This window comes from Aeromonas sp. HMWF017, assembly GCF_003061465.1.
Classification (GTDB): Bacteria; Pseudomonadota; Gammaproteobacteria; order Enterobacterales; family Aeromonadaceae; genus Aeromonas; species Aeromonas veronii.
This window is the reverse complement of sequence record NZ_QAJD01000145.1, coordinates 1-21,435: the sequence shown is the minus strand read 5'-3', so window position 1 is coordinate 21,435 and position 21,435 is coordinate 1. Positions and strand designations below refer to the sequence as shown.

Genomic DNA, 21,435 nt, shown 5'->3' with positions numbered 1-21,435 from the left:
ATGGAGAAACAACGCCATGCCAATAACAGGAGTGCAATCATGAGTATTTTTTCCCGTCTGGCCGACATCATCAATTCCAACCTGACGGCCCTGCTCGACAAGGCAGAAGATCCCCAGAAGATGGTGCGCCTGATCATCCAGGAGATGGAGGACGAGCTGGTCAAGGAGCGTTCCAATCTGGCCCGCTTCCTCGCCAGCCAGAAAGAGATTGGTCGTCAGGTCGCCCGTCATCAGGAGCGGGTCGACGAGTGGCAAGCCAAGGCTGAGCTGGCCCTGACCAAGGGGCGTGAAGATCTGGCCCGCGCCGCCCTTATCGAGAAAAAGAAACAGACCGAGTTGTCAGAGACCCTCTACCGCGAGCAGCAGGCGGTCGACAGCGGCATCGAGAAGCTGGGTGAAGAGATCCGCCAGCTCGAAGCCAAGCTGGAAGATGCCCGCGCCCGTCAAAAGGCGATGGCCATTCGCACCGAAGCGGCCAGCAGCCGTCTCAACGTGCAGAGCCAGGTAGCCCGTGGCGAGAGCCAGGCTGTGGTGAGCAAGTTTGAGCGGATGGAGCGTCGCATCGACGAAATGGAAGCGCGCGCCGATCTGGGTCAGTCCGACAAGGCGCTGGCGCAACAGTTTGCCGAGCTGGAAGTGGACGATCAGATAAGTCGTGAGCTGGAAGCCATGCGCCAGAAGCTGGGCCAGGGCGACAGCAAAAGCGAAGGCAAACAGGGGGAGTAACAGATGGAAGATCTGCTGGGCGTATTGATGGTTCCCATGGTGGTCTTCATGGTGGTGGTAGCCCCCATCTGGCTGGTGCTGCACTATCGTGCCAAGGGGCGGATTGGCGCCGGTCTTGCTGATAGCGAGCGGGAACAGCTGCAAGGGCTGCTGGCTCGCACCGAGAAGATGCAGGAGCGAGTGGGCGCGCTGGAATCAATTCTGGATGCAGAAGTACCCGGTTGGAGGAACAAGGTATGAGCAGTGTCAGTCGTGAAGGGCGTAACCTCTATCGCGATCCCCTGCGTGGCAAGATAGCCGGGATCTGTGCCGGTTTGGCTGAGTATTTCGGGGTGGAGACCTGGATCGTGCGGCTGCTCGCCATCAGTGGCCTTATCTTCGCCGGTTTCATTACCTTCACCGCCTATATCGCCGCCTGGTTCTTGCTCGACAAAAAGCCGGTCACCCTCTATTCGCAAGAGGATGCCGACTTTGCTGAGGTGCGGATGAAAGCGCGCAGCTGGCAGGCGGGGATCACCCCTCATCAGGCGCTGGGCCGCATCGCGCAGGAACTTGACGCGCTGGAGCCCAGAGTTCAGCGGATCGAGAAGCTGGTGACCTCCAGGGAGTTCACCCTGCAGCGGGAATTTCGCAAGCTGTAGTGCTTGCTCAAGCACTCAATGTCGATGGCGGCGCCTCCCGTGATGCGCCACCATCGACACCAGCTATCCAGATGCAACCACCAAGGGAGAACGGGTCAAGCCTTGATACTCAATAAACTGGAACAGAAGTTGACTCGCCTGCAGAGCAAGGCGAACGACGTGGTGAACCGGGTGCGGGATCGCCATATCCGGCTGGCGGTGACCGGCCTCTCTCGCAGCGGCAAAACCGCCTTTATCACGGCGCTGGTCAACCAGCTGGAACACGCGGCCATCGATGGCCGTTTGCCGTTGTGGGATGCCCTGCGTCAGGGGCGCATCCTCGGCGCCCGCCGGGTGCCGCAGCTCAATGCCCACATCCCCACCTTTGCCTACGAGCGTGGCCTCGACTCCCTGTTTGGCGATCCACCGGCCTGGCCCGAGCCCACCCGCGGTGTGGCCGAGGTGCGTCTCGAAATTCGCTATCGCACCCGTCATCCCCTGCGCAAGCATCTGGGGGAGATCTCCACCCTCTACGTGGATCTGGTGGACTACCCCGGGGAGTGGCTGCTCGACTTGCCGCTCCTTGAGATGAGCTACGAGCAGTGGTGCGAACAGGTGCGCGAGCAGCTTCGTCGCCCAGAGCTGCAGGCACTTGCCGCCAGCTGGTTGACCCCCGGGTGGCAGGCTGAGCAACGCTTCGAAGAACGACCAGTGGCGGAGCTGGCCGAGCGCTACACCGCCTATCTGCATGCCTGCAAACAGGAGCTGGGATTGCACCTTATTCAACCCGGTCGCTTCGTGTTGCCGGGGGAGTATGCCGGTGCCCCCATGCTGCAATTTGTCCCCTGGGTGTGGGAGATGCCTGCCAGCGAGCCCGCCGATGGCACTCTTTACGCCACTCTCAAGCAGCGCTTCGAGCAGTACAAGCAGCATCTGGTGCAGGGTTTTTATGAGCAGCACTTTGCCGGTTTTGATCGCCAGATCGTGCTGGTGGATTGCCTGCAGCCCCTCAACGCCGGGGCGGCCAGCTTTGGCGACATGCAGCAGGCCATCGCCCGCATCATGGAGAGCTTTGCCTACGGCAAGAGCAACTGGTGGCGGCGACTCTTCTCGCCCCGTATCGACAAGCTGCTGTTTGTGGCGAGTAAGGCCGATCACGTTACCCCCGAACAGCATGCGCCCATGGTTTCCCTGCTCCAGCATCTGGTGCGCAGTGGCCGCGGGCAGGCCCGTTTTGAGGGGATCACCACCGAGTGTCTGGCGCTCGCCGCCATCAAGGCGACCGAAGTTGGCAAGGGGGTGGCCAATGGCCGCGAGTTCCCCGCCATCCGTGGCACCAGCCTGAGCGGTGAGCCGCTGCTGCTGTTCCCCGGGGAGGTGCCGCCCCATATTCCGCCTGCGCAGTGGTGGAACAATCAGGGCTTTGATTTTCAGGCGTTTCGCCCCATGCCCATGAGCCCCCATCAGGCGCTGCCCCATATCCGGCTCGATGCGGCGCTGGAGTTTCTGCTCGGGGATCACCTCGAATAACGGTGTGCGGTCTTGGCACCTGAGCCGAAGGCTGCGCACAGGAGAACAATGCGATGAACGATCAGATAAAAGAGCGGCCACCGTTGCAGGGCAAGGTGATTCTTGAGCCTGCCTTGACGGTGGCCAGTGACGAGCGACCCCCCGCACCGGCCCAGCGGCTGGAGGAGGCGAGCTTCGAGCGCCTCGACGAGCTGGACGAGTTCACCGAGGTGGAGAGCGCCCTCGTCATCAAACCGCGCCGCCGCCATCGGCTACTGGCGTGGGGGCTGGGGGCGGTCGGTCTGCTCTCGTTGGGCCAGTATGGCGCCTTTCTTTACGATCAATTCCTCACCACCCCGCTCTGGGGCAGCGCCTGGCTGGCGGCCTCGGCGCTGGTCGCTGCGGGGACCGCCAGCGTGGTGGGGCGCGAGTGGCTGCGGCTGCGCACCCTCAAGCGGCGTCAGGATGTGCGCTCGCGAGCAGAAGATCTGCTTGCTCATCAGGGAGTCGGGCAGGGGCAGGCCTTTTGCGAAGGGTTGGCGGTCAAAAGTGGCGACAAAGGGCGCGAGGGGTATCAAACCTGGCTGGCCCAGCTCGATGAGAGCCACAGCGATCGGGAGGTGCTGACCCTCTACAGCCAGCTGGTACTCGGCGAGCGTGACAAGCTGGCCCAGGCGCGGGTGGCCAAATGGTCGGGGGAGGCCGCTGTTCTGGTGGCGCTCAGCCCGCTCGCCACCGTCGACATGATGCTGATGTTGTGGCGCAACCTGCGGATGATCGAGGATATCGCCGATGTCTATGCCATCGAACTTGGCTACTGGAGCCGCATACGCCTCATCCGTCAGGTGTTTCGCAACATGCTCTACGCCGGTGCCACCGAGCTGGTGACCGAGGTGGGGATGGACTTGCTGGGCGCCGAGTTTGCCGCCAAGCTCTCTGCTCGCGCGGCGCAAGGGGTGGGGGCCGGTCTGCTCACCGCCCGCCTTGGCCTGCGCACCATAGAGGCGTGCCGTCCGCTGCCCTGGTGTGCGGACGAGAAACCGAAACTCGGCGAGCTGCGCAAGCGGCTGATCGGCCAGCTGGCGGGGTATCTCAATCAGCCTTGATGGCTGCTGGAGATTAATAGCGGTTGTCACAATTTATTTACAACTGTTTCAGGCAGCCGACTCATGGGTCGGCTGCTTTTTTTGTTGCCATTTCGTTACAGTGAAATCGTGATGAAACGGCAAGGCGCCTTGATGTGGCGCCAGAGGATGGAACCGCTATGGCAACCTTCTACACCGCCCACCAGCCGGATGCTGACGGGGTGATCCACTACGGCAACGAAGAGCACGGCACCTGGCAGATCCTGATCGAACGTCAGTTCGCCGCTCTTGCTGGCAAGGGGTGTAACGAGTATCTGGCCGGTCTCGACAGGCTGGGGCTGCCCCGTGATCGCATCCCCCAGCTGGCCGAGATCAACGCTGTCTTGCAGCCTGCGACCGGCTGGTCGGTGGCGGCGGTACCTGCGCTTATCTCGTTCGATCGCTTCTTCGCCCTGCTGGCCAATCGCCAGTTTCCGGTGGCCACCTTTATCCGACGCCGGGACGAGCTCGACTACCTGCAAGAGCCGGATATCTTTCACGAGATCTTCGGCCACTGCGCCATGCTGACCAATCCGGCCTTTGCCCACTTCACCCACCTCTATGGTCAGTTAGGGCAGCAGGCGAGCAAGGAGCAGCGGGTTTTTCTGGCGCGGCTCTACTGGTTCACCGTGGAGTTTGGCCTCTTGGCAACGCCGGACGGGCTGCGTATCTACGGTGGCGGCATTCTATCCTCCATCGGCGAGACAGCTTATGCCCTTTCCGGCAAGCCGCTGCTGCAACCCTTCGATCTGCTGACCGTGCTGCGCACCCCGTATCGCATCGACATCATGCAGCCCACCTATTTTGTGTTGCCGAGTCTCGATCATCTCTACCAGCTGGCCGGGGAGGAGATCATGGCTGCTCTGGCGGAGGCCAGTCGGCTTGGCCTCTATCCGCCACGTTTTGAGGTTGCCGCTGGCAAACAGGCGAGCTGACCAAAAGCAAACAACCCTATTTCATTTTCATTAATTTTTCATTAATTCAAGCAGGAGTAACCCATGTCCGAACTGGCCAGCCAACAGTGTGAAGCGTGTCGCGCCGATGCCCCCAAGGTGAGCGATGAGGAGCTGCACGAGCTGATGCAGCTTATTCCCGACTGGCAGCCGCTGGTGGAGGAGGGGGCGCTGCAACTGCGGCGGGAATTTACGTTTCGCAACTTCAAGGAGGCGCTGGCGTTTACCAACCGCCTGGGGGAGCTGGCGGAAGCGGAGTTCCATCATCCGGCCATCCTGACCGAGTGGGGGAAGGTGACCGTCAGCTGGTGGACCCACAAGATCGGCGGATTACACCGTAACGACTTCATCATGGCTGCGCGTACAGACCAATTGCCCAGATAATCTGAGAACAGGTTGAGGCGGAGTATCCCCCTTCCTGCATTTCTGACCGAATGGGGGAAGGTGACCGTCAGCTGGTGGACGCACAAGATCGGCGGTTTGCATCGCAACGACTTCATCATGGCGGCGCGCACCGATCAGTTGCTCCGGTAATCGCACCCCACACCAGCGTCATCGGTTGACCCGGGCCTGCCTGCGAAAGCGGGGCAGGCCCGCATTTTTATGGGCTGGCGCTCGCACTGGGGGGATCGAGACTGTATTATCCGCTCATTCATAGAGTTAGCTAGGAAGTGTGTCCCGAATGCGTCTTGAAGTCAGCTGTGAAGACCGCCTGGGCCTGACCCGGGAACTGCTCGACCGCTTGGTGGAGCACAATATCGATCTGCGCGGCATCGAAATCGATACCTCAGGCATCATCTATCTCAACTTTCCCGAGCTGGAGTTCAGTGATTTTCAGCACCTGATGCCGGAGATCCGCCGCATTCCCGGCGTCTACGACGTCAAGACCATCCCTTACATGCCTTCCGAGCGAGAGCACCACGAGATCGAGGCGCTGCTCAAGGCGCTGCCGGATCTGGTTTTCTCTCTCGACAGCAAGGGTAAGGTGACCCAGGCCAACCAGTCGGCCCTCACCACCCTCGGCTTGCCGGTGGAGGAGGTGCGCGGCGTGGCGCTCGGTTCGCTGGTCAAGGGGTTCTCCTTCACCCGCTGGCTGGAGGCGAGCGAGATCAAGCCACAGACCTGCAAGCTCAGTTTCAATGGCGAAGAGTATCTCGCTGACCTGATGCCGCTGTTCGTGGCAGAAGCCCGCGGCAAGCAGGCGCTGGCCGGGGCCGTGGTGGTGCTCAAATCTGCCCGTCGGGTCGGCCTGCACTTCAGCGCGCTTCATGCGGTGGAAGTGGGGGGCTTCGAGCATCTGCAGGCCGAGAGCCCCAAGATGAAAGAGGTGCTGTCGCAAGCGCGCAAACTGGCGATGCAGGACGCGCCGCTGCTGATTGTCGGCGAGACCGGCACCGGCAAGGAGCTGCTGGCCCGTGCCTGTCACGGTGCCAGCCTGCGCTCCAGCCACCCCTTTATGGCCCTCAACTGCGCCGCCATGCCCGATAACGTGGCCGAGAGCGAGCTGTTTGGTTATGCCCCCGGTGCCTTTGGCAACAACACCGAGGGTAAGCGCGGCGTGCTGGAGCTGGCGAGCGGCGGCACCCTGATGCTGGACGAGATTGGCGACATGTCTCCCCATCTGCAGACCAAGTTTTTGCGGGTGTTGCAGGATGGGGTATTCCGCCGAGTCGGTGACGAGCAGGAGGTGAAGGTCAACGTGCGTTTCATCTGCACCACCCAGAAGCAGTTGCTGGATCTGGTGCACGAAGGAACCTTCCGCGAGGATCTCTACTATCGCCTCAACGTGCTCAGTCTGGCGCTGCCACCCCTGCGCGAGCGCAAGGCAGACATCATGGTGCTGGCCCAGCAGTTTGTCTCCCGCTTTGCCAGCGAGTTGCAGCGACCCCGTCCGCGCTTTACCCGCAACATGGCCGACTACCTGACCGCCTATCGCTGGCCGGGCAACGTGCGCCAGCTGCGCAACTGTCTCTACCGCGCCATGACCCTGCTGGAAGGGGATGAGCTGGGGCCCGAGCAGATCGATCTGCCGGTGGCGGCCGATACCATGCCGCTGATCGACGAGTGGTTTGAGGGGAATCTCGACGATGCGGTGAAGCGCTTCGAGAGCCAGCTGCTGGCCCGGCTCTATCCCGCCTTCCCGTCGACGCGCCAGCTGGCCAAACGCCTGGGCGTGTCGCATACCGCCATCGCCAACAAGCTGCGAGAATACGGCATCAGCAAGAAGTGATTTCCGTCTTGTTGCCTGCCACCAGAGAGCCCGTTACCAGACGGGCTCTCCGTTTTCTTTACACGAACTCGGTAGATGATGGCGGGGTGAGACTTGTCAGGCCAGTGTCAGCCAACTTACTATCTGGGTTCATGTACCCGAACCGCAATGCCATAGCAGCGGTATTGTCAAGGCGACCACCTCCCGACCATGCTGTTACTCTTTTCCCCCCGTTTAACTGCCCGTCTTGCGCTCCTGTTGGTTGCGTTTGGCCTGCTGTTGCCCCGCGCGCTGGCGGAAACGGCCGCGGAGAGCCGGGCGACGGCGGTCAGGGAGCTGGTGCTCGATATCATGAGTTACACCCGCTGGCCCACCGAGCCTGCGGTGCTGCGTATGTGCGTGGCGGCGCCGACCGAATATGCCGGCGCCCTCTTTACCATCGATCGTCAAGCCAATGGCCGTACCGTGCAGGTCCATCGTTACGAGGCGAGCGATCCGGCCATCAGCGATCACTGCGATGTGCTCTATCTGGGAGTGCTCGACGAGCCGACCCGGATTGCGCTGTTTGCCCGCCTGCAGGGACACCCAGTGCTCAGCATCAGCGAATACAACCACGACTGCTCCACCAGCTCGGTGTTCTGCCTGCAGACCTCGCCGGACAGCGTGCGGGTGCGGTTTAAAGTGAACCTCGATGCTCTGGCCCTGAGCGGCGTGCGGGTGCATCCCGCCGTGCTCAAGCTGGCCCATGCCGACAAGGGGGTCCCATGAGACGACAGGTGAGCGCGGCTCCCCGCCGTCTGACCCTGCGTCAGAGCCTGGGGCGAACCCATCTGGTGGCCGCCATCACAGCCGTCAGCGTGGCGGGACTCTTTTTTACACTGGTGGCCCTGCTGGTAGTGCGTTTTTACGCCGACCACAATCTGGAGCTGGTCGCCCGCGCCATCAGCTACAGCGCCGAGGCGGCGGTGGTGTTCCACGATGAGGAGGCGGCGAGCGAGGCGCTCAGTGGCATCGTTGCCAAGGAAGAGGTGGCCCAAGCCACTATCGTGCTGACCAATGGCCAGCAGCTCGCCAGTTGGGAGCGCCCCAGAAGCAACCCGCTGGTGACGCTCGAAGACTATCTGGCCCAACTGCTGATGCCGGGGCCTGTCAAACTCCCCATGCTGCGGGGTGGTGAGCAGATCGCCACCATCGAGCTGCGCGGCCACGGTGAATATCTGTTGCTGTTTTTGCTCTCGGCGCTGCTGGTGATGGTTGTTTGCCTGATGCTGAGCGCCATGGTGGCACTCTATGTGGCTGACCGGATGCAGGTCTCCATCACCGCACCGCTGCGCAAACTGGCACTTGTCGCCCACTCGGTACGCCGACAACGCACCCTGGGGATGCGGGCGCCACCGGCCGATATCGTCGAGATTAACGAGCTGGGGGATGACTTCAACTCCCTGCTGGACGAGCTGCAAGCCTGGCAGGCCCAGCAGGCCCGCGAAAATGCCAACCTGCTCCATCAGGCGACCCACGATGCCCTCACCGGACTGCCCAATCGCGCTCTGTTTGAAGCGCGGCTCGCGCAGGCCATCTCCCTCGGCGAGCAAGAGGGGTTTGCGCTGCTCTATCTCGACTGTGATCGCTTCAAGCAAATTAATGACACGCTGGGCCACAACGCCGGTGACGATGTGCTGATCGCGCTCTCAAGACGGGTGCAACATCAGTTGCGTCCGGATGATCTGGTGTTTCGCCTCGGTGGTGACGAGTTTGCGGTGCTGGTTGGCCCACTCCAGCGACAGCATGAGGTGGAAGAGGTGATTGGCCGCATCCAGCAGGCGATGAGCGAACCGGTGGCGCTGCGTGACGGTCGTCAGCTGGTGGCAGAGGTGAGTGTCGGCTTCGCCGTCTATCAGGCTGGCATGAGTGCCAGCGTGCTGTGTGATCAGGCCGATGCAGCCATGTATCTGGCGAAACGGGCGCGCCGCAGCGAACAGCAAACCATCGCCTGACTGGCAAGAATAACAACATAAACAAGGAGCAAACCATGAAGATCACCCACCTGTTGAAAGTGACCCTGCTGGGGTTGATGTTGTCGCTGCTGGCCGGTTGCCAGAGCGCGCCCAAGGGGTTGACCCCGGAGCAAATCGCCGTGCTCAAGGAGCAGGGCTTTTATCTGACCGATGAGGGGTGGACGCTGGATCTGGCCAACCGGGTGCTGTTTGCCAACAACGTGGGGGCGCTCAATCCCCAGACTCGCCAATCCGTTGAAAAGCTGGGTAAAACACTGCTTGGCGTAGGGTTGGACAAGGCGCGGGTGGATGGCCATACCGACAATACCGGCGAGAGCAGCTACAACCAGCAACTCTCACTGAAGCGGGCCCAGTCAGTGGCCGATGTGCTGGTCTCGGTCGGCATGAAGCCAGCCAATCTGGAGATCCATGGCCGTGGCGAGACCATGCCGCTGGCGGATAACAAGACCAGAGAGGGCCGGGCCGCCAACCGCCGGGTTGCCATCGTCATCAGCGATCAATAACCCTTTTATCGTGTCGTTACCCATAAAAAAAGAGCGCCCGACCGGCGCTCTTTTTGATCGCGACAGCTGGGGTCGCGAGGGCATGTGGGGGCAGGGTTACTGCGCGCTATTCTGCCCGTTATTGTCGTGATGGCTGCGCAGGCGGATGTTGATCATCTCCACCACCAGCGAGAAGGCCATGGCGAAGTAGATGTAGCCCTTCGGAATATGCAGATCCATCCCCTCGGCCATCAGGGCGAAGCCCACCAGGGTGAGGAAGGAGAGGGCCAGCATTTTGATGGTGGGATGGGCATCGACGAAATCACCGATGGATTTGGCGGCAAACATCATGATGAAGACGGCGATCATGATGGCCAGCACCATGACAGGCACGTGATCGGCCATGCCGACGGCGGTGATCACCGAGTCGAGGCTGAACACGATATCGAGGATGGCGATCTGGATCAGGGTGCTGATAAAGCCCGAGGCCGCTTTGCTGACGCTCTGTGGCTCGGCTGCCCCTTCCAGGGTGACGTGGATCTCGTGGGCACTCTTGCCGATGAGGAACAAGCCCCCCAGCAACAGGATGAGATCGCGGCCGGAGATGGCTTCACCCAGCACGGTGAACAGTGGTTCGGTCAGGCGCATCACCCAGGCGAGCGACAGCAGCAGCAGGATCCGGGTGCCCATGGCGAGCCCCAGACCCAGAATGCGCGCTTTTTGACGCTGCGCCTCCGGCAGGCGACCTACCAGGATGGAGATAAAGATGATGTTGTCGATGCCCAGCACGATCTCGAGCAGGGTAAGGGTGGCGAGTGCGACCCAGGCAGAGGGATCAAGAACCCATTCCAGCATGATTGAACCTTGGTTGAAAATTGGTTGGAAAATTGAAGCAGCGCATTCTAGCAGGGGCGCCACTGCTTGTCCCAGAGGGGGGAAAAGATAAAAATGGTGGCCATCGCAAGGGAGGCAGGCATGTTTCGATTAGGGTTCATTATTAATCCGGTCGCCGGGATTGGTGGCGCAGTGGGGCTCAAGGGCAGTGACGGCGTGGTGGATGAGGCGCTGGCCCGTGGTGCAGTGCCCAAAGCGCAGGAACGGGCGCGGCAAGCTTTGTTGCCACTGTGCGAGTTGACGGCACCGTTCGAGCTGCTGACGGTGGCGGGAGAGATGGGGGAGACGGTAGCCCGTTCTCTGGGATTGCCTTGTCGGGTCATCTATCAACCGGCCGGGGAGAGCACCTCGGCCGATGATACCCGCCACGCCGCCGAGTTGATGCGCGAAGCCGGGATCGATCTGCTGCTGTTTGCCGGTGGCGATGGCACGGCGCGGGATATCTGCGCCGCGGTGGGGGAGTCTTGCCATGTGCTCGGCATTCCGGCGGGGTGCAAGATCCACTCCGGCGTCTACGGGGTGACGCCCGCCGCCAGCGGGCGGGTGGTGGCGCGAATGATCGCCGGTGAACTGCTCAGCCTGATCGATGCCGAGGTGCGTGACATCGACGAGGAGGCGTTTCGCGCGGGCAAGGTGCGGGCCCGCCACTACGGCCAGCTGAAGGTGCCCGGCGATCTGCGTTACGTGCAGGCGGTCAAGCAGGGGGGTAAGGAGTCCGAAGAGCTGGTGTTGGCGGATCTCGCCGCCGGTGTGGTGGAGCAGATGGAGCCCGATACCCTCTATCTGATGGGCTCCGGCAGCACGGTGGCAGCCTGTATGGCTGAGCTCGGTCTGGAAAATACTTTGCTCGGTGTGGATCTGGTGGAAAATGGCCGACTTATCGGGCAGGATCTCAGCGCCGCCGAGATCCTGACCCGGATCCGCGGCCGTCGCTGCCGACTGATCATTACCCTGATAGGCGGACAGGGACATCTGTTCGGGCGCGGAAATCAGCAATTGAGTCCTGAGGTGATTCGGTGTGTCGGGCTGGAGAATATCCAGGTGCTGGCAACCAAAGCCAAGCTTGCCGCCCTTGCGGGCAGGCCGCTGCTGGTGGACACCGATGATCCGCAATTAAACCGGGCGTTGCGTGGTTATCTGCGAATAACCACGGGATACAAGGATCAGGTCATCTACCCGGTGGCCAACCCGGAATAGGACGCCAAGGACGCTGCTGGCCTGGCGCCAGAGAGCTGCAATCAACCGGATTGCGGTTCCATACCCCCGAATTTTTTGCCGCAAATGAGGCTGCGTTACATGACGATTCACGATTTTGAGCACAAGTTGTTGGGACTGATCGACAGCATGGTTGCCACCGCGACCGACGATGAGCTGTTTGCGGGGGGTTACCTGCGAGGTCATATCTCATTGGCCGTTGCCCGGGCCGAGCTGGAAGGCAAGACCCTGGTGCGGGACGTCAAGAGCTATGTGCTGCGCAGCCTCAACGAGGCGATCTTGCAAGGTGAGCTTTCTGAAGAGGATGAAAAACTGGTGCAGGCGATGTGGAGTCGTTTGCAACAAGATGCAGAAGCTTGATCGGATACACAATTCAAACTGAAGTTTGAGTTTATCCTTCCCCTGAAGTTAGTGAAAGGTTAATAATAAGTTTCGCCTTTTGTTTCAGGGATTAAACTATGGCCTCCTCCTCACGTATTGCCAATAAACTGCCGCTCGAGATGCTCTATCACTGGGAGCGGCAGTGTCCTGATCGAACCTACCTGCGTCAAACCATCAACCGCGAATATGTCGATTTCACCTGGGGTGAAGTGGCCGATGAAGCGCGGCGGATGGTGACGGCCTTGCGTCACCTCGGTCTGGTGGCGGGTGACAAGGTGGCGCTGCTCTCCAAGAACTGCGCCCAGTGGTTTATCGCCGATCTGGCGATGCAGATGGGGCAGTATGTGAGCGTGCCCATCTACCCGACTGCCAACGTCGACACCATCGAATATGTGCTGCGCCATAGCGAGGCCAAAGCGATCTTCGTCGGCAAGCTGGATGACTGGAAGAGTCAGGAAGCGGGCGTACCCGCCGATCTGCTGCGCATCGCCTTCCCCTATGACACCATGCCAGCCAGCCACCAGTGGGACGATCTGCTGGAAGCGCACGAGCCGATCCCTGACAGCCCGGTGCAGGCCCCTGACTCCCTGCTGAGTCTGGTCTACACCTCCGGCAGCACCGGCAAGCCGAAAGGGGCCATGCTGAGCGTCGAGCGTTACGCCTGGTCCTGCGAGAAGCTGGTTGAGACGGTGAGCCTGAGCCAGGCCGATCGGGGTTTCTCCTACCTGCCGCTGGCCCACATTACCGAGCGGGTCTACATCTACGGCGGCAGCCTCTATGGCGGCGCTACCATAGCGTTCCCCGAATCCCTCGACACCTTTATCGAAGATGTCAAACGCTGCCGTCCCACCGTCTTTATCTCGGTGCCGCGGCTGTGGGCCATGTTCCGCATCAAGATCCACGAGAAGCTGCCCCAGAACAAACTGGCGTTGCTGCTCAAGATCCCGCTTATCTCCGGCCTTATCAAACGCAAGCTGCAAAAGGGGCTGGGGCTGGATCAGGCACGGGTACTCGGCTGCGGTTCCGCGCCTGTCTCCCCTGCGCTGCTTGAGTGGTATTTGAGCATCGGCCTCAAGGTGACGGAAGCCTGGGGCATGACCGAGAACCACGCCTACTCCACCATCAACTACCCGTTCCGCGCCGACAAGATCGGCACCGTCGGCAAGGCGGGGATCGGAGTGACCATCAAGATCTCCGACGAGGGGGAGATCCTCTGCCGCTGCGAAGGGATGATGCTGGGTTACTACAAGGATCCCGAGCACAGCGCCGAGGCCATCGATGCCGAGGGGTGGCTCCACACCGGCGACATGGGCAAGCTGGACAAGGAGGGTTATCTCACCATCACCGGCCGGATGAAGGATGTGTTCAAGACCGCCAAGGGCAAGTATGTGGCGCCGGTGCCCATCGAGGGACTGCTGGGGCAGGAGCCCATTATCGAACAGCTCTGCGTGATTGGTTACGGCATGCCGCAGCCCATTGCACTGGTGCAGCTGGCCGAGAGTGCCATGAAGGGCAATCGGGAGGAGGTCAACGCCAGACTGGAAGCGGCGCGGGTTCGGGTCAACGATCAGCTGGAATCTCATGCCAAAATTCGCGGCATTCTGGTGGTGAAAACCCCTTGGAATATCGAAAACGGCGTGCTGACCCCCACCATGAAGATCAAGCGTCACCTGCTGGAGCAAAAGTACGCCCAGGTCGGGGATCGCTGGCCCTCATCCCAGGTGGTGGTGTGGGAGGAGTAAATCCCGTCTTTCCATAGCGCAACAAACAACAACGGCCCTTGATGGGCCGTTGTTGTTTTTGAGGCATATCACTCGCCGCTGTTTTGTCGGCGAGTAAAAGCGCGCCCGGTTAGATCTGCGCCAGCGCGGCGGCCAGATCGGCGATCAGATCGTCTGCATCTTCCACCCCGATGCTGAAGCGGATGAGGTCGTCATTGACTCCGGCAGCGAGGCGGCTCGCCTCGTCCATGGCGGCGTGGGTGGTACTGGCTGGATGGCAAGCGAGACTCTCGAGATCCCCCAGACTCACCGCCTGCACGAACAGTTGCAGGTTATCGAGCAGGGTGGCACAGCGCTCAAACCCGCCTTCAAGTTCAATACTCACCATGCCGCCAAAGCCGCTGGCGAAGGCGCCGAGGGCATCGTGGCCCGGATGATTGGCAAGCCCCGGGTAGATCACCTTCTTCACTGCTGGGTGATCAGCCAGGAACTCGGCCACTTTCTGGGCATTGTGCAGGTGGGCATCCATCCGCAGCGGCAGGGTCTTGACCCCGCGCTGCAGCAGGTAGGCCTCCTGCGGGCCGATGGGGGAGCCGATATGCTTGAGGGCCACGGTGCGGATCGACTTCATCAGGGCGTGGGAGCCCGCCACCACCCCGGCGATGATGTCGCCGTGGCCGCCCAGATATTTGGTGCCGCTGTGCATCACTACATCGACCCCGAGTTCCAGCGGACGCAGCAGGTAGGGGGTGAGGAAGGTGTTGTCACATACCGTAATGGCGCCCACCTTGCGGGCCGCTTCCACCACCAGCCGCGGATCCACCACCTTGAGGGTGGGGTTGGTCAGGGTTTCGAACAGTACCACCTTGGTGGTGGGGCGGATATTGGCCAGCAGATCCCGGTCGCTCTCGTAGGCGGTGACCTTGATGCCGGCGCGGCTGAAGGTCTGCTTGAGGAACGCATCAGTGCCGCCGTAGAGCGGGCCGATATAGGCTACCTCATCGCCGCTGTCGGCCAGGGCATACATGATGGCGCTCACTGCCGCCATGCCGCTCGCCACCACCAGCGCTTCATCGGCACCTTCCAGCGCCGCCAGCTTCTGCTCCAGCTCGGCGGTGGTGGGGTTGCCAAAGCGGCTGTAGATAAAGCCGGGGGCCTGACCTGCAAAGCGCTCCTTGCCCGCCTGGGCGTTGAAGTAGCTGAAGGTGCTGCTCTGGTAGAGCGGGGTGGTGAGGGCACCGGTCTGTGGGTCGATCCGCTGGCCGCTGTGTACGCTCATGGTCTTGAATTTCATCGTGTTGCTCCGTGATGGCCAGGCTCTGGCCATGACTTGTTTTGTTGTTCGTTGCTTGTTGTTTTTGTCAGCGCGGGTATGTGCATGCGGCTTGTGGCTTATGCATATACCCGCCTGCGCATCTTTGCGCTGCTCAGGCCGTTATCGCTTCGCTCTCTGTGCGCGGGAAGCGAGCGGGCTCTAACGGCCCATAGTGACGCGCCGCCACATCCGGGTGGGAGCGCAGCCGCCCCTTGAGTACATTCTCCCCCACCTGATAGAAGAGCGGGTTGGTCGGGTCACTCTCCGGCCCTTGCGCCTGCGCTGCCTGCGCGGGGGAGAGGCTGAGCAGCGGCACGGTGGCATCGAGCCGCGCCGCCATAAAGAAGGCGCAGGAGAGACGCGAGACGCCAGGCGGCGGGCTTACCACCCGATGCAGGGTCGCCTTGAGATAGCCGTTGGAGGCCAGCTCCAGCAGCTCGCCGATATTGACCACCAGTGCTCCCGGCAGGGGGGGCGCGGAGATCCAGCCGTCGGCCGTCTCGACCTCAAGCCCCGAGTGATTGTCCTGCATCACCAGCGTCAGGTAGCCGGGATCCTTGTGGGCGCCGACCCCCTGACTGCTGCCGCCCGCCTCTTGCCCCGGGTAGTGAATGAGCTTCATGTGCTGGTAGGGGGCGTCGCGGATGCTGTCGTCAAACACTTGGGCCGGTTGCGCCAGCACCTCGGCAAAAGCAGCCAGCAGGATGAGGGTGATATCGCTCAGCCGATCCTGCCACGCCAGCAGATGGGCTTTCATCTCTGGCAAGGCGGCCGGCCACTGGTTGGGGCCGATCAGCCGCTGCCAGGGTTCACGGATCAGGGCCGCAGGCAGGGCTTGCACCTCGTTCATGATATCGAACTGCTCCCGCAGATCCGGCCGCTGGCGGGTCAGCTCGGCACCGACCCGGTTGTAGCCGCGAAAGTGGGGGCTGTTGACCATCTGCACCGCCAGCTTCTCCTGCTCCGGCAGGGCAAAGAAGCGCTCTGCCAGCGCCAGGGTCTCTAGCATCTCAACCTTGCTCAAGCCGTGGCCGATCAGATAGAAAAAGCCGACATCGCGGGCAGCCGCGGCCAGCCTGGCCAGCATAGGGCGACGCACCTCGGGCGCCCCGTTGAGGGCAGCCAGATCGATGATCGGCAGTGGTGAATGTTCCATGTGCACCTCCTCACTCTTTCGTTATCTCTGGCGCCATCTCTTCTGCTGCCTCTGGTGCGGGCAGGCCTGATAAGCGGCAAACGGGATGGCGCGACAGTGTGGCGCCATCTGGGATAAAGGGGATGCTACTGTTCGGTGTTATAAGACGGAAACAACAAATTATTCTTAGTTATATACAAAATTCGAAATGGAATTCGGTGATTGATGGGCTGAATGTTTTTTGCGCAGCCATTGCGGGGTAAAGGGGCAATGATGAGGGGGAGAGTGATAACCAGAGGCAAGCTGTCAGCGGCAAATAACCAAAACAGAAAATGGCCAAAACAGAAGGGAGGCGGATGCCTCCCTTCTGGTTGAGCGGTTTTTCACCTGACCGAAAGCACAAGCGAGTGACCGCGCATTCTGGCCTTAACCGATTGCTGGTTCTCAGTAACCCAGGGTAAAGCGCTGGCGCTGGTGAGCCGGTTTTTCCACCTCGTTCAGCACACCGTCGGCCAGATCACCGGCGGTGATCCCGGCAGGCTGTTCGCCGCTGAACAGCACCTGATCGCCACCAATCCGATAGCCGCCGCGCTTCTCGCCCGGTTCCAGGAACACCGGGGGAGAGACAAAGCGCCAGTCGAGGGTGGTTTCACGACGCAGGGCGGTGAGACCGTCGCGGGCCGCCAGCGCCCCCTGTTTCCACTCGGCCGGAAACTCAGGGGTATCCACCAGTTGCACGCCGGGGGCAACCTCCAGACTGCCGGCGCCACCTACTACCAGCAGCCAGCTGTTGGCCGCTTTGGCTGCTGCGACGATCGCGTTGGCGCCCTTGAGGTACTGGTCGTAGATATCCGGTGTGGTCCAGCCCGGGTTGTAGGCGCTGATCACCCGATCGTGCCCCTTGAGCACCTCGGCCAGTGCCTGCGGGTTTTGGGCATCCACCGCCACGGCGGTGACCTGTGGATGGGTGGCCACCTTGCTGACATCGCGGACGATGGCGGTGACGTGATGGCCGCGGCTGACGGCCTCGTTCAGGATGGCTGAACCGACAAAACCGCTGGCACCGATCAGGGCAATCTTCATGGGGAACTCTCCTTCACTGTTGGAATGGGGCTATCCTACGCCGCCATTTATGATTTAATAATCACCTCAAAAATGCATTCACTTATAAGCTGGGTTTAATAATGGAACAGCTCAGACGTTACGCCATCTTCGCCGCCGTGGTGGAAGCGGGCAGCATGACAGGGGCGGCCAAATCCCTTGGCATGACCCCCTCCGCCGTCAGTCAGCATATCAGCCAGCTCGAAAGCCTGCTCGGACTGCCCCTGCTCCATCGCTCCACCCGTCGTCTCAGTCTGACCGAGGCGGGAGAGGTGGTGTGGCAAGGGTGTCGGGCGTTGCAGCAGACTCTGAGCGAGACCGAGCTGCGCCTCTCGGAGGTGCGCGACGCCCTGCTCGGGGAAGTGCGGATCACTGCCCCGGTGGGGATGGCGGGCCAGCCGCTGGCTCTGGCCCTCTCACCGCTGCTGCAGGCCCACCCCGGTCTCACCATCCAGATCATCGCCGACGACGAGAAACGGGATCTCATTGCTGAGCGGATCGATGTGGCACTGCGGGTCGGCACCTTGCCCGATTCGACCCTGGTGGCCCGCAAACTGGGGCAGACCCGGATGTTGCTCTGCGCCGCCCCCGCCTATCTGGCGCGCAAGGGGACGCCGCGCATGCCCGACGATCTGGCGACTCACGACTGGCTCTGCGGCGACATGCTGGGCAACGGTTTGCTGCTGCAGGATGAAAAGGGGGGCGAGCACAGGGTGAGGTTCAAGGCTAAGTTGCTCTGCAACAACGTGTTGCCCCTGCGCCAGTTTGCGCTGGCGGGGCAGGGGATCTCGCTGCAACCGGAGGGGGAGATTGGCGAGGATCTGGCACAGGGGCGTCTGCTGGAACTGCTGCCCGGTTTTCGGGTGCAGCCGATGGAGATCCACGCCATCACGCCGCAGCGGGAGATCCCGGAGAAGGTGCGGCGGGTGGTGGAGGCGCTGCGCAGCTATTTCGGCACGACGATGTCGTCATGAGCTGCGCCTTAATGGTTGAGAAAAGGCGCCCGATTATCCTGAAGGGGGATTATCCATAAGGCGGTTTGTCGAGAAGAGCGATAGCCAGGATGAGGAGATGGGCATGCTTGACTGTTAAGTATACTTAAAAAGAACTGACGGCCCGCACCTGATCTTTGAGCCAATTAAGCCCGGTATCCTGACCGGAGCTCTTGTGCCAACTCATGTAGACGGGGCAATCCTCCGAGAGCCAGGGGAGGGGATAGCTGGCCAGATCCAGCGCTTTCCCCAGCTTCTCCATATGCCACTGGCTGGCGACGCAGAGCCAGTCGGTACGACTCACCAGATGAAGGGCGGTGAGCAGGGAGTCGCTCTCGTAGGCAATCTGGCGCGGCGGCAGCGGCGCCTTGGTCAGGGTGTTGAGCAGCAAGCTGTCGAGCCGCCTAGTTTGCAATACCACGTGCTTTTCGTTGAAGAAGGTGGCCATGTCGGGGGCCTGGCGGATCCTGGGGTGATCCTTGCGGCAGGCGATGCGCAGGGCCTGGGACATGATCTGCTCGTTTTCGATCCCCTGCTCCGCCATCGGCTTGGTGGCCAGCACCAGATCCACGCTGTGCAGATAGAGGCTGTTCTGGCGCAGGGCTTCGTCCTGCACCTGGGTGTTCCACTCCAACTGACAGTTGGGGGCTTGGGTCTGCAGCAGGTTGTTGAGCTCCGGCAGGAAGAAGATATCGATATCGGGCACCCCCGCGATGCGAAAGGTACGCCGACTGGTCTGGGGATCAAAGAGATCGGTGCGCTGCAGGCTGCGCTCCATGTCGTGCAGCGGCACCATGATCTCGTGGTGCAGACTGAGCGCTCGCGCCGTGGGGGTGATGCCGCGTCCCTGGCGGACAAACAGCGGCTCGCCCACCAGGGTGGTCAGGCGGCTGATGGCCTGGCTGATGGCCGAGGGGGTCATCTCCATCATCTCGGCGGCCGTGGTGACACCACCATAGCGGATCACCGCATCGAGGACGCGAAAGAGATTGAGATCGACTTGAGACATGGTGGCTACCGTTAAGCAAGATTAAACAGTTAACATACTGAACAGCCTCTTGTCCGGCCAGCATTCCCTGCGATAACTGTGATGTTTCCCTCTCTATTCGTCATCTTCCATCTTGCCGCGAATTCGATCGAGCCTGTTTTGCAGCCATGCTTGAGCCCGGCAGGTGGCCCGCGGCATAGAGCAGCGCGACCAGCAGCAAGCCGCCCAGAAAGAGCCAGCGAGCATTTCCCCAATGGCCGTTGTGCATCATCAGGGCTGCCAGCAACAGGGGACCCAGCAGCTGACCAAGGTTGGCGAGCTGGACAAAAAAGCCCTGCACGATGGCCAGTTGCACCGGCCCCTGACTCACTCCCTGCGCAGACGAGAGGATCGCCGGCGGCGCCATGCCACCCGAAAGGGAGAGGACGAGGCACAATCCATAGGCCCACCACGGCGACAGGCCGGGCCAGAAGGCGAGCATGCCGCACAGCGCCATCAGACCCAGTGCCCAGCTGATGAGCCGATCTCGTGCTACGCCCCGGCGCAGCAGCCATGCCCCCATCAGGTTGCCGGGAATATTGGCGACCACCGCCAGCGCCGAAAGCAGGGCGATCTGGCTTTGGCCAATCCCGGGGCTGCCTTGCAACATGGTTGGCAGCCAGACAAAGAGCGCCCAGAGCATCAGGCTGTAGAGCGTGAACGCCAACCCGTAGCGCCAGAGTGCCTTCTGCCGGAGCACCGTGAGTTGGCGCAGCGGGTGGCCTGCGTTAGCCGCGTTTTTGGGCCCCCCGACCCGCAGCCCATCTGCCGAGCGACTGGCGAGCAGAAGCAGCAGGGCAGAGAGTTGCGGGATCATCAGGATCAGCCAGGCCAGTCGCCAGCCACCTTGCGCCGTGAGCCAGGGAGTGAGCAGCATACCCGCCGCCGCCCCGAGGGGCAGGTTGACTGCCCACAGGCTTATGGCCAGCCGTTTATCCTCCTCCCGGGTCACCGCCACGATAAAGGCGGGCATGGCCACCGAGACCAGCAAAAAGCCAATCCCCTCGACAATGCGCGACAGCAGCATCATGGCCAGCCCGGTAGCGGGCAGCGCCAACGCACCGCCTGTGACGATAACCAAAAGCCCGACAACCCCGGTTTGCCGCCCACTCCAGCGGGTCAGCAACAGGCCGAGAAAGAGACTGCAGAGGATCGCCAGCGTATTGAAAGCTGAGGCGAGATAGCTGGCTTCGACCAGTGTCAGCCCCAGCTCGCTGCGCAGTATGCCGAGTACGGCGGGCACTTTGCCAAGGCAGAGGGCGCCGCTGGCACCGGCAAAAATGGCGAGGAAGACCAGAGGCCAGCGCGTGCTTTGTGGCTGGTGGCCAGCGAGCGTGCTCATGGCCGATATTGGCCGTTGCGCAGCCACTCATCGTTGAGCTGGCCAAATTCGCCGCGCTGATAGGCATGCAGCCGATCTGCAATGGCGTCGTGGCTGTTCATGACGAAGGGGCCATGTTTGACCAGGGGTTCATTGAGCGCCTGGCCTGAGAGCAGCACGAAGTGGCAGGGCTCGGTGGCCTCAAGCTGCAGAGCCACCGCCTCGCCGCCATCGGCAGAGAGGCTGACCCCCATACCGTGACCTGCCGGGATGAGGTGCCGCTCTCCCTCCGCCTGCAGGGTCAGCGATCCGGTCAGGGGATAGATCATCGCATTCCAGCCTGCCGCCAGCAGATGGGTGAAGCGGCTGCCGGGCGCGCAATGGCCATCGAGCAGGGTAAAGGGTTGGGGCAGCTCTGCCGAGTGTGGCGCCGTTATCCCGTTGCTGTGGCCTGCGACCACCCGTACTCGCACCCCTTCGCCATGAAACTCGGGGATGGTGGCAGCGGCTGCGTGGACGGCAAAAGGCGACATCATCTTTTGACGGGCAGGCAGGTTGACGAAGATCTGCAGGGCGTGGACATAGGGGGATGCCCCTTCCGGCTGCTCGGTATGCACAGCCCCGCGCCCGGCCGCCAGCCAGTGGAGTGCCCCCGGTTCGATGGGGCCCTGATTGCCGAGGGAGTCGTAGTTGAC

23 protein-coding genes are annotated in these 21,435 nt (G+C 61.8%); 16 read left to right on the top strand and 7 right to left on the bottom strand.

Features of this window, described 5'->3' with window-relative positions; translation table 11 throughout:
* Nucleotides 1-39: 39 nt before the first annotated feature.
* The 12 genes from pspA (at nucleotide 40) to DBR30_RS14860 (ending at nucleotide 9,659) form a co-directional block, all read left to right on the top strand.
* The gene (pspA, locus tag DBR30_RS14915; protein ID WP_005361184.1) at nucleotides 40-726 is read left to right on the top strand and encodes a phage shock protein PspA; all 687 of its coding nucleotides are present in this window, start codon (nucleotides 40-42) and stop codon (nucleotides 724-726) included.
* Between the two features lie 3 nt (nucleotides 727-729).
* Entirely contained in the window at nucleotides 730-966 is a 237-nt protein-coding gene (gene pspB, locus DBR30_RS14910; RefSeq protein WP_005333672.1) for an envelope stress response membrane protein PspB, read from the top strand.
* Nucleotides 963-1,367, top strand: coding sequence for an envelope stress response membrane protein PspC (gene pspC / locus DBR30_RS14905; protein WP_042657602.1), 405 nt, complete (start codon nucleotides 963-965; stop codon nucleotides 1,365-1,367). The genes pspB and pspC overlap by 4 nt, the downstream gene beginning before the upstream one ends.
* Before the next feature lie 102 nt (nucleotides 1,368-1,469).
* Nucleotides 1,470-2,876, top strand: a complete 1,407-nt coding sequence (locus tag DBR30_RS14900; protein ID WP_043824918.1) for a YcjX family protein — start codon at nucleotides 1,470-1,472, stop codon at nucleotides 2,874-2,876.
* A gap of 53 nt (nucleotides 2,877-2,929) precedes the next feature.
* Entirely contained in the window at nucleotides 2,930-3,961 is a 1,032-nt protein-coding gene (locus DBR30_RS14895; protein WP_064335870.1) for a YcjF family protein, read from the top strand.
* Between the two features lie 158 nt (nucleotides 3,962-4,119).
* Nucleotides 4,120-4,914, top strand: coding sequence for a phenylalanine 4-monooxygenase (gene phhA, locus DBR30_RS14890; protein WP_108588410.1), 795 nt, complete (start codon nucleotides 4,120-4,122; stop codon nucleotides 4,912-4,914).
* A 63-nt stretch (nucleotides 4,915-4,977) separates the two neighbouring features.
* Entirely contained in the window at nucleotides 4,978-5,316 is a 339-nt protein-coding gene (locus tag DBR30_RS14885) for a 4a-hydroxytetrahydrobiopterin dehydratase (protein WP_108541719.1), read from the top strand.
* Between the two features lie 12 nt (nucleotides 5,317-5,328).
* Nucleotides 5,329-5,466, top strand: a complete 138-nt coding sequence (locus DBR30_RS14880) for a 4a-hydroxytetrahydrobiopterin dehydratase (protein ID WP_081250342.1) — start codon at nucleotides 5,329-5,331, stop codon at nucleotides 5,464-5,466.
* Between the two features lie 148 nt (nucleotides 5,467-5,614).
* Nucleotides 5,615-7,162 carry a transcriptional regulator TyrR gene (gene tyrR, locus DBR30_RS14875; RefSeq protein ID WP_005333656.1) on the top strand — a complete coding sequence of 516 codons (1,548 nt, stop codon included), beginning with the start codon at nucleotides 5,615-5,617 and terminating at the stop codon, nucleotides 7,160-7,162.
* 189 nt (nucleotides 7,163-7,351) lie between these two features.
* A complete protein-coding gene (locus tag DBR30_RS14870; protein WP_005333646.1) occupies nucleotides 7,352-7,909 on the top strand; it encodes a YfiR family protein in 558 nt (185 codons plus the stop codon).
* Nucleotides 7,906-9,135 carry a diguanylate cyclase domain-containing protein gene (locus DBR30_RS14865; RefSeq protein ID WP_108541418.1) on the top strand — a complete coding sequence of 410 codons (1,230 nt, stop codon included), beginning with the start codon at nucleotides 7,906-7,908 and terminating at the stop codon, nucleotides 9,133-9,135. The genes DBR30_RS14870 and DBR30_RS14865 overlap by 4 nt, the downstream gene beginning before the upstream one ends.
* Nucleotides 9,136-9,170: 35 nt before the next feature.
* Nucleotides 9,171-9,659 (top strand): OmpA family protein, encoded by a 489-nt coding sequence (locus DBR30_RS14860; RefSeq protein WP_005333642.1) that lies wholly within the window; start codon nucleotides 9,171-9,173, stop codon nucleotides 9,657-9,659.
* Nucleotides 9,660-9,755: 96 nt separating this feature from the next.
* On the opposite strand, the gene DBR30_RS14855 is transcribed toward DBR30_RS14860, so the two are convergent.
* Complete coding sequence (locus DBR30_RS14855) at nucleotides 9,756-10,493, bottom strand: TerC family protein (protein WP_108541417.1); 738 nt, start codon at nucleotides 10,491-10,493, stop codon at nucleotides 9,756-9,758.
* A gap of 120 nt (nucleotides 10,494-10,613) precedes the next feature.
* Here DBR30_RS14855 and DBR30_RS14850 point away from each other — a divergent pair, with 120 nt between their 5' ends.
* The 3 genes from DBR30_RS14850 (at nucleotide 10,614) to DBR30_RS14840 (ending at nucleotide 13,870) form a co-directional block, all read left to right on the top strand.
* Nucleotides 10,614-11,729, top strand: coding sequence for an ATP-NAD kinase family protein (locus DBR30_RS14850; protein WP_108588409.1), 1,116 nt, complete (start codon nucleotides 10,614-10,616; stop codon nucleotides 11,727-11,729).
* A gap of 99 nt (nucleotides 11,730-11,828) precedes the next feature.
* Nucleotides 11,829-12,107 (top strand): YfcL family protein, encoded by a 279-nt coding sequence (locus tag DBR30_RS14845; protein ID WP_005333639.1) that lies wholly within the window; start codon nucleotides 11,829-11,831, stop codon nucleotides 12,105-12,107.
* A 98-nt stretch (nucleotides 12,108-12,205) separates the two neighbouring features.
* On the top strand, nucleotides 12,206-13,870 hold the full coding sequence (locus DBR30_RS14840; RefSeq protein ID WP_005333638.1) for an AMP-binding protein: 1,665 nt from the start codon (nucleotides 12,206-12,208) through the stop codon (nucleotides 13,868-13,870).
* Nucleotides 13,871-13,979: 109 nt separating this feature from the next.
* Here DBR30_RS14840 and DBR30_RS14835 read toward each other — a convergent pair whose 3' ends face one another.
* From DBR30_RS14835 to DBR30_RS14825, 3 genes are all read right to left on the bottom strand, one after another.
* Nucleotides 13,980-15,143 carry a trans-sulfuration enzyme family protein gene (locus DBR30_RS14835; protein WP_108541416.1) on the bottom strand — a complete coding sequence of 388 codons (1,164 nt, stop codon included), beginning with the start codon at nucleotides 15,141-15,143 and terminating at the stop codon, nucleotides 13,980-13,982.
* A gap of 133 nt (nucleotides 15,144-15,276) precedes the next feature.
* Nucleotides 15,277-16,320, bottom strand: coding sequence for an isopenicillin N synthase family dioxygenase (locus DBR30_RS14830; RefSeq protein WP_108541415.1), 1,044 nt, complete (start codon nucleotides 16,318-16,320; stop codon nucleotides 15,277-15,279).
* Nucleotides 16,321-16,743: 423 nt separating this feature from the next.
* Entirely contained in the window at nucleotides 16,744-17,382 is a 639-nt protein-coding gene (locus DBR30_RS14825) for an NAD(P)-dependent oxidoreductase (protein ID WP_108588408.1), read from the bottom strand.
* A gap of 101 nt (nucleotides 17,383-17,483) precedes the next feature.
* Between DBR30_RS14825 and DBR30_RS14820 the strand changes: the two genes are divergently transcribed.
* A complete protein-coding gene (locus tag DBR30_RS14820) occupies nucleotides 17,484-18,374 on the top strand; it encodes a LysR family transcriptional regulator (RefSeq protein WP_108541063.1) in 891 nt (296 codons plus the stop codon).
* Between the two features lie 124 nt (nucleotides 18,375-18,498).
* On the opposite strand, the gene DBR30_RS14815 is transcribed toward DBR30_RS14820, so the two are convergent.
* From DBR30_RS14815 to DBR30_RS14805, 3 genes are all read right to left on the bottom strand, one after another.
* Entirely contained in the window at nucleotides 18,499-19,401 is a 903-nt protein-coding gene (locus DBR30_RS14815; RefSeq protein ID WP_108588407.1) for a LysR family transcriptional regulator, read from the bottom strand.
* 100 nt (nucleotides 19,402-19,501) lie between these two features.
* Nucleotides 19,502-20,761 carry an MFS transporter gene (locus tag DBR30_RS14810; protein ID WP_108588406.1) on the bottom strand — a complete coding sequence of 420 codons (1,260 nt, stop codon included), beginning with the start codon at nucleotides 20,759-20,761 and terminating at the stop codon, nucleotides 19,502-19,504.
* The coding region (locus DBR30_RS14805) for a pirin family protein (RefSeq protein WP_108588405.1) at nucleotides 20,758-21,435 on the bottom strand (678 nt) is incomplete at its 5' end. The genes DBR30_RS14810 and DBR30_RS14805, both read right to left, overlap by 4 nt.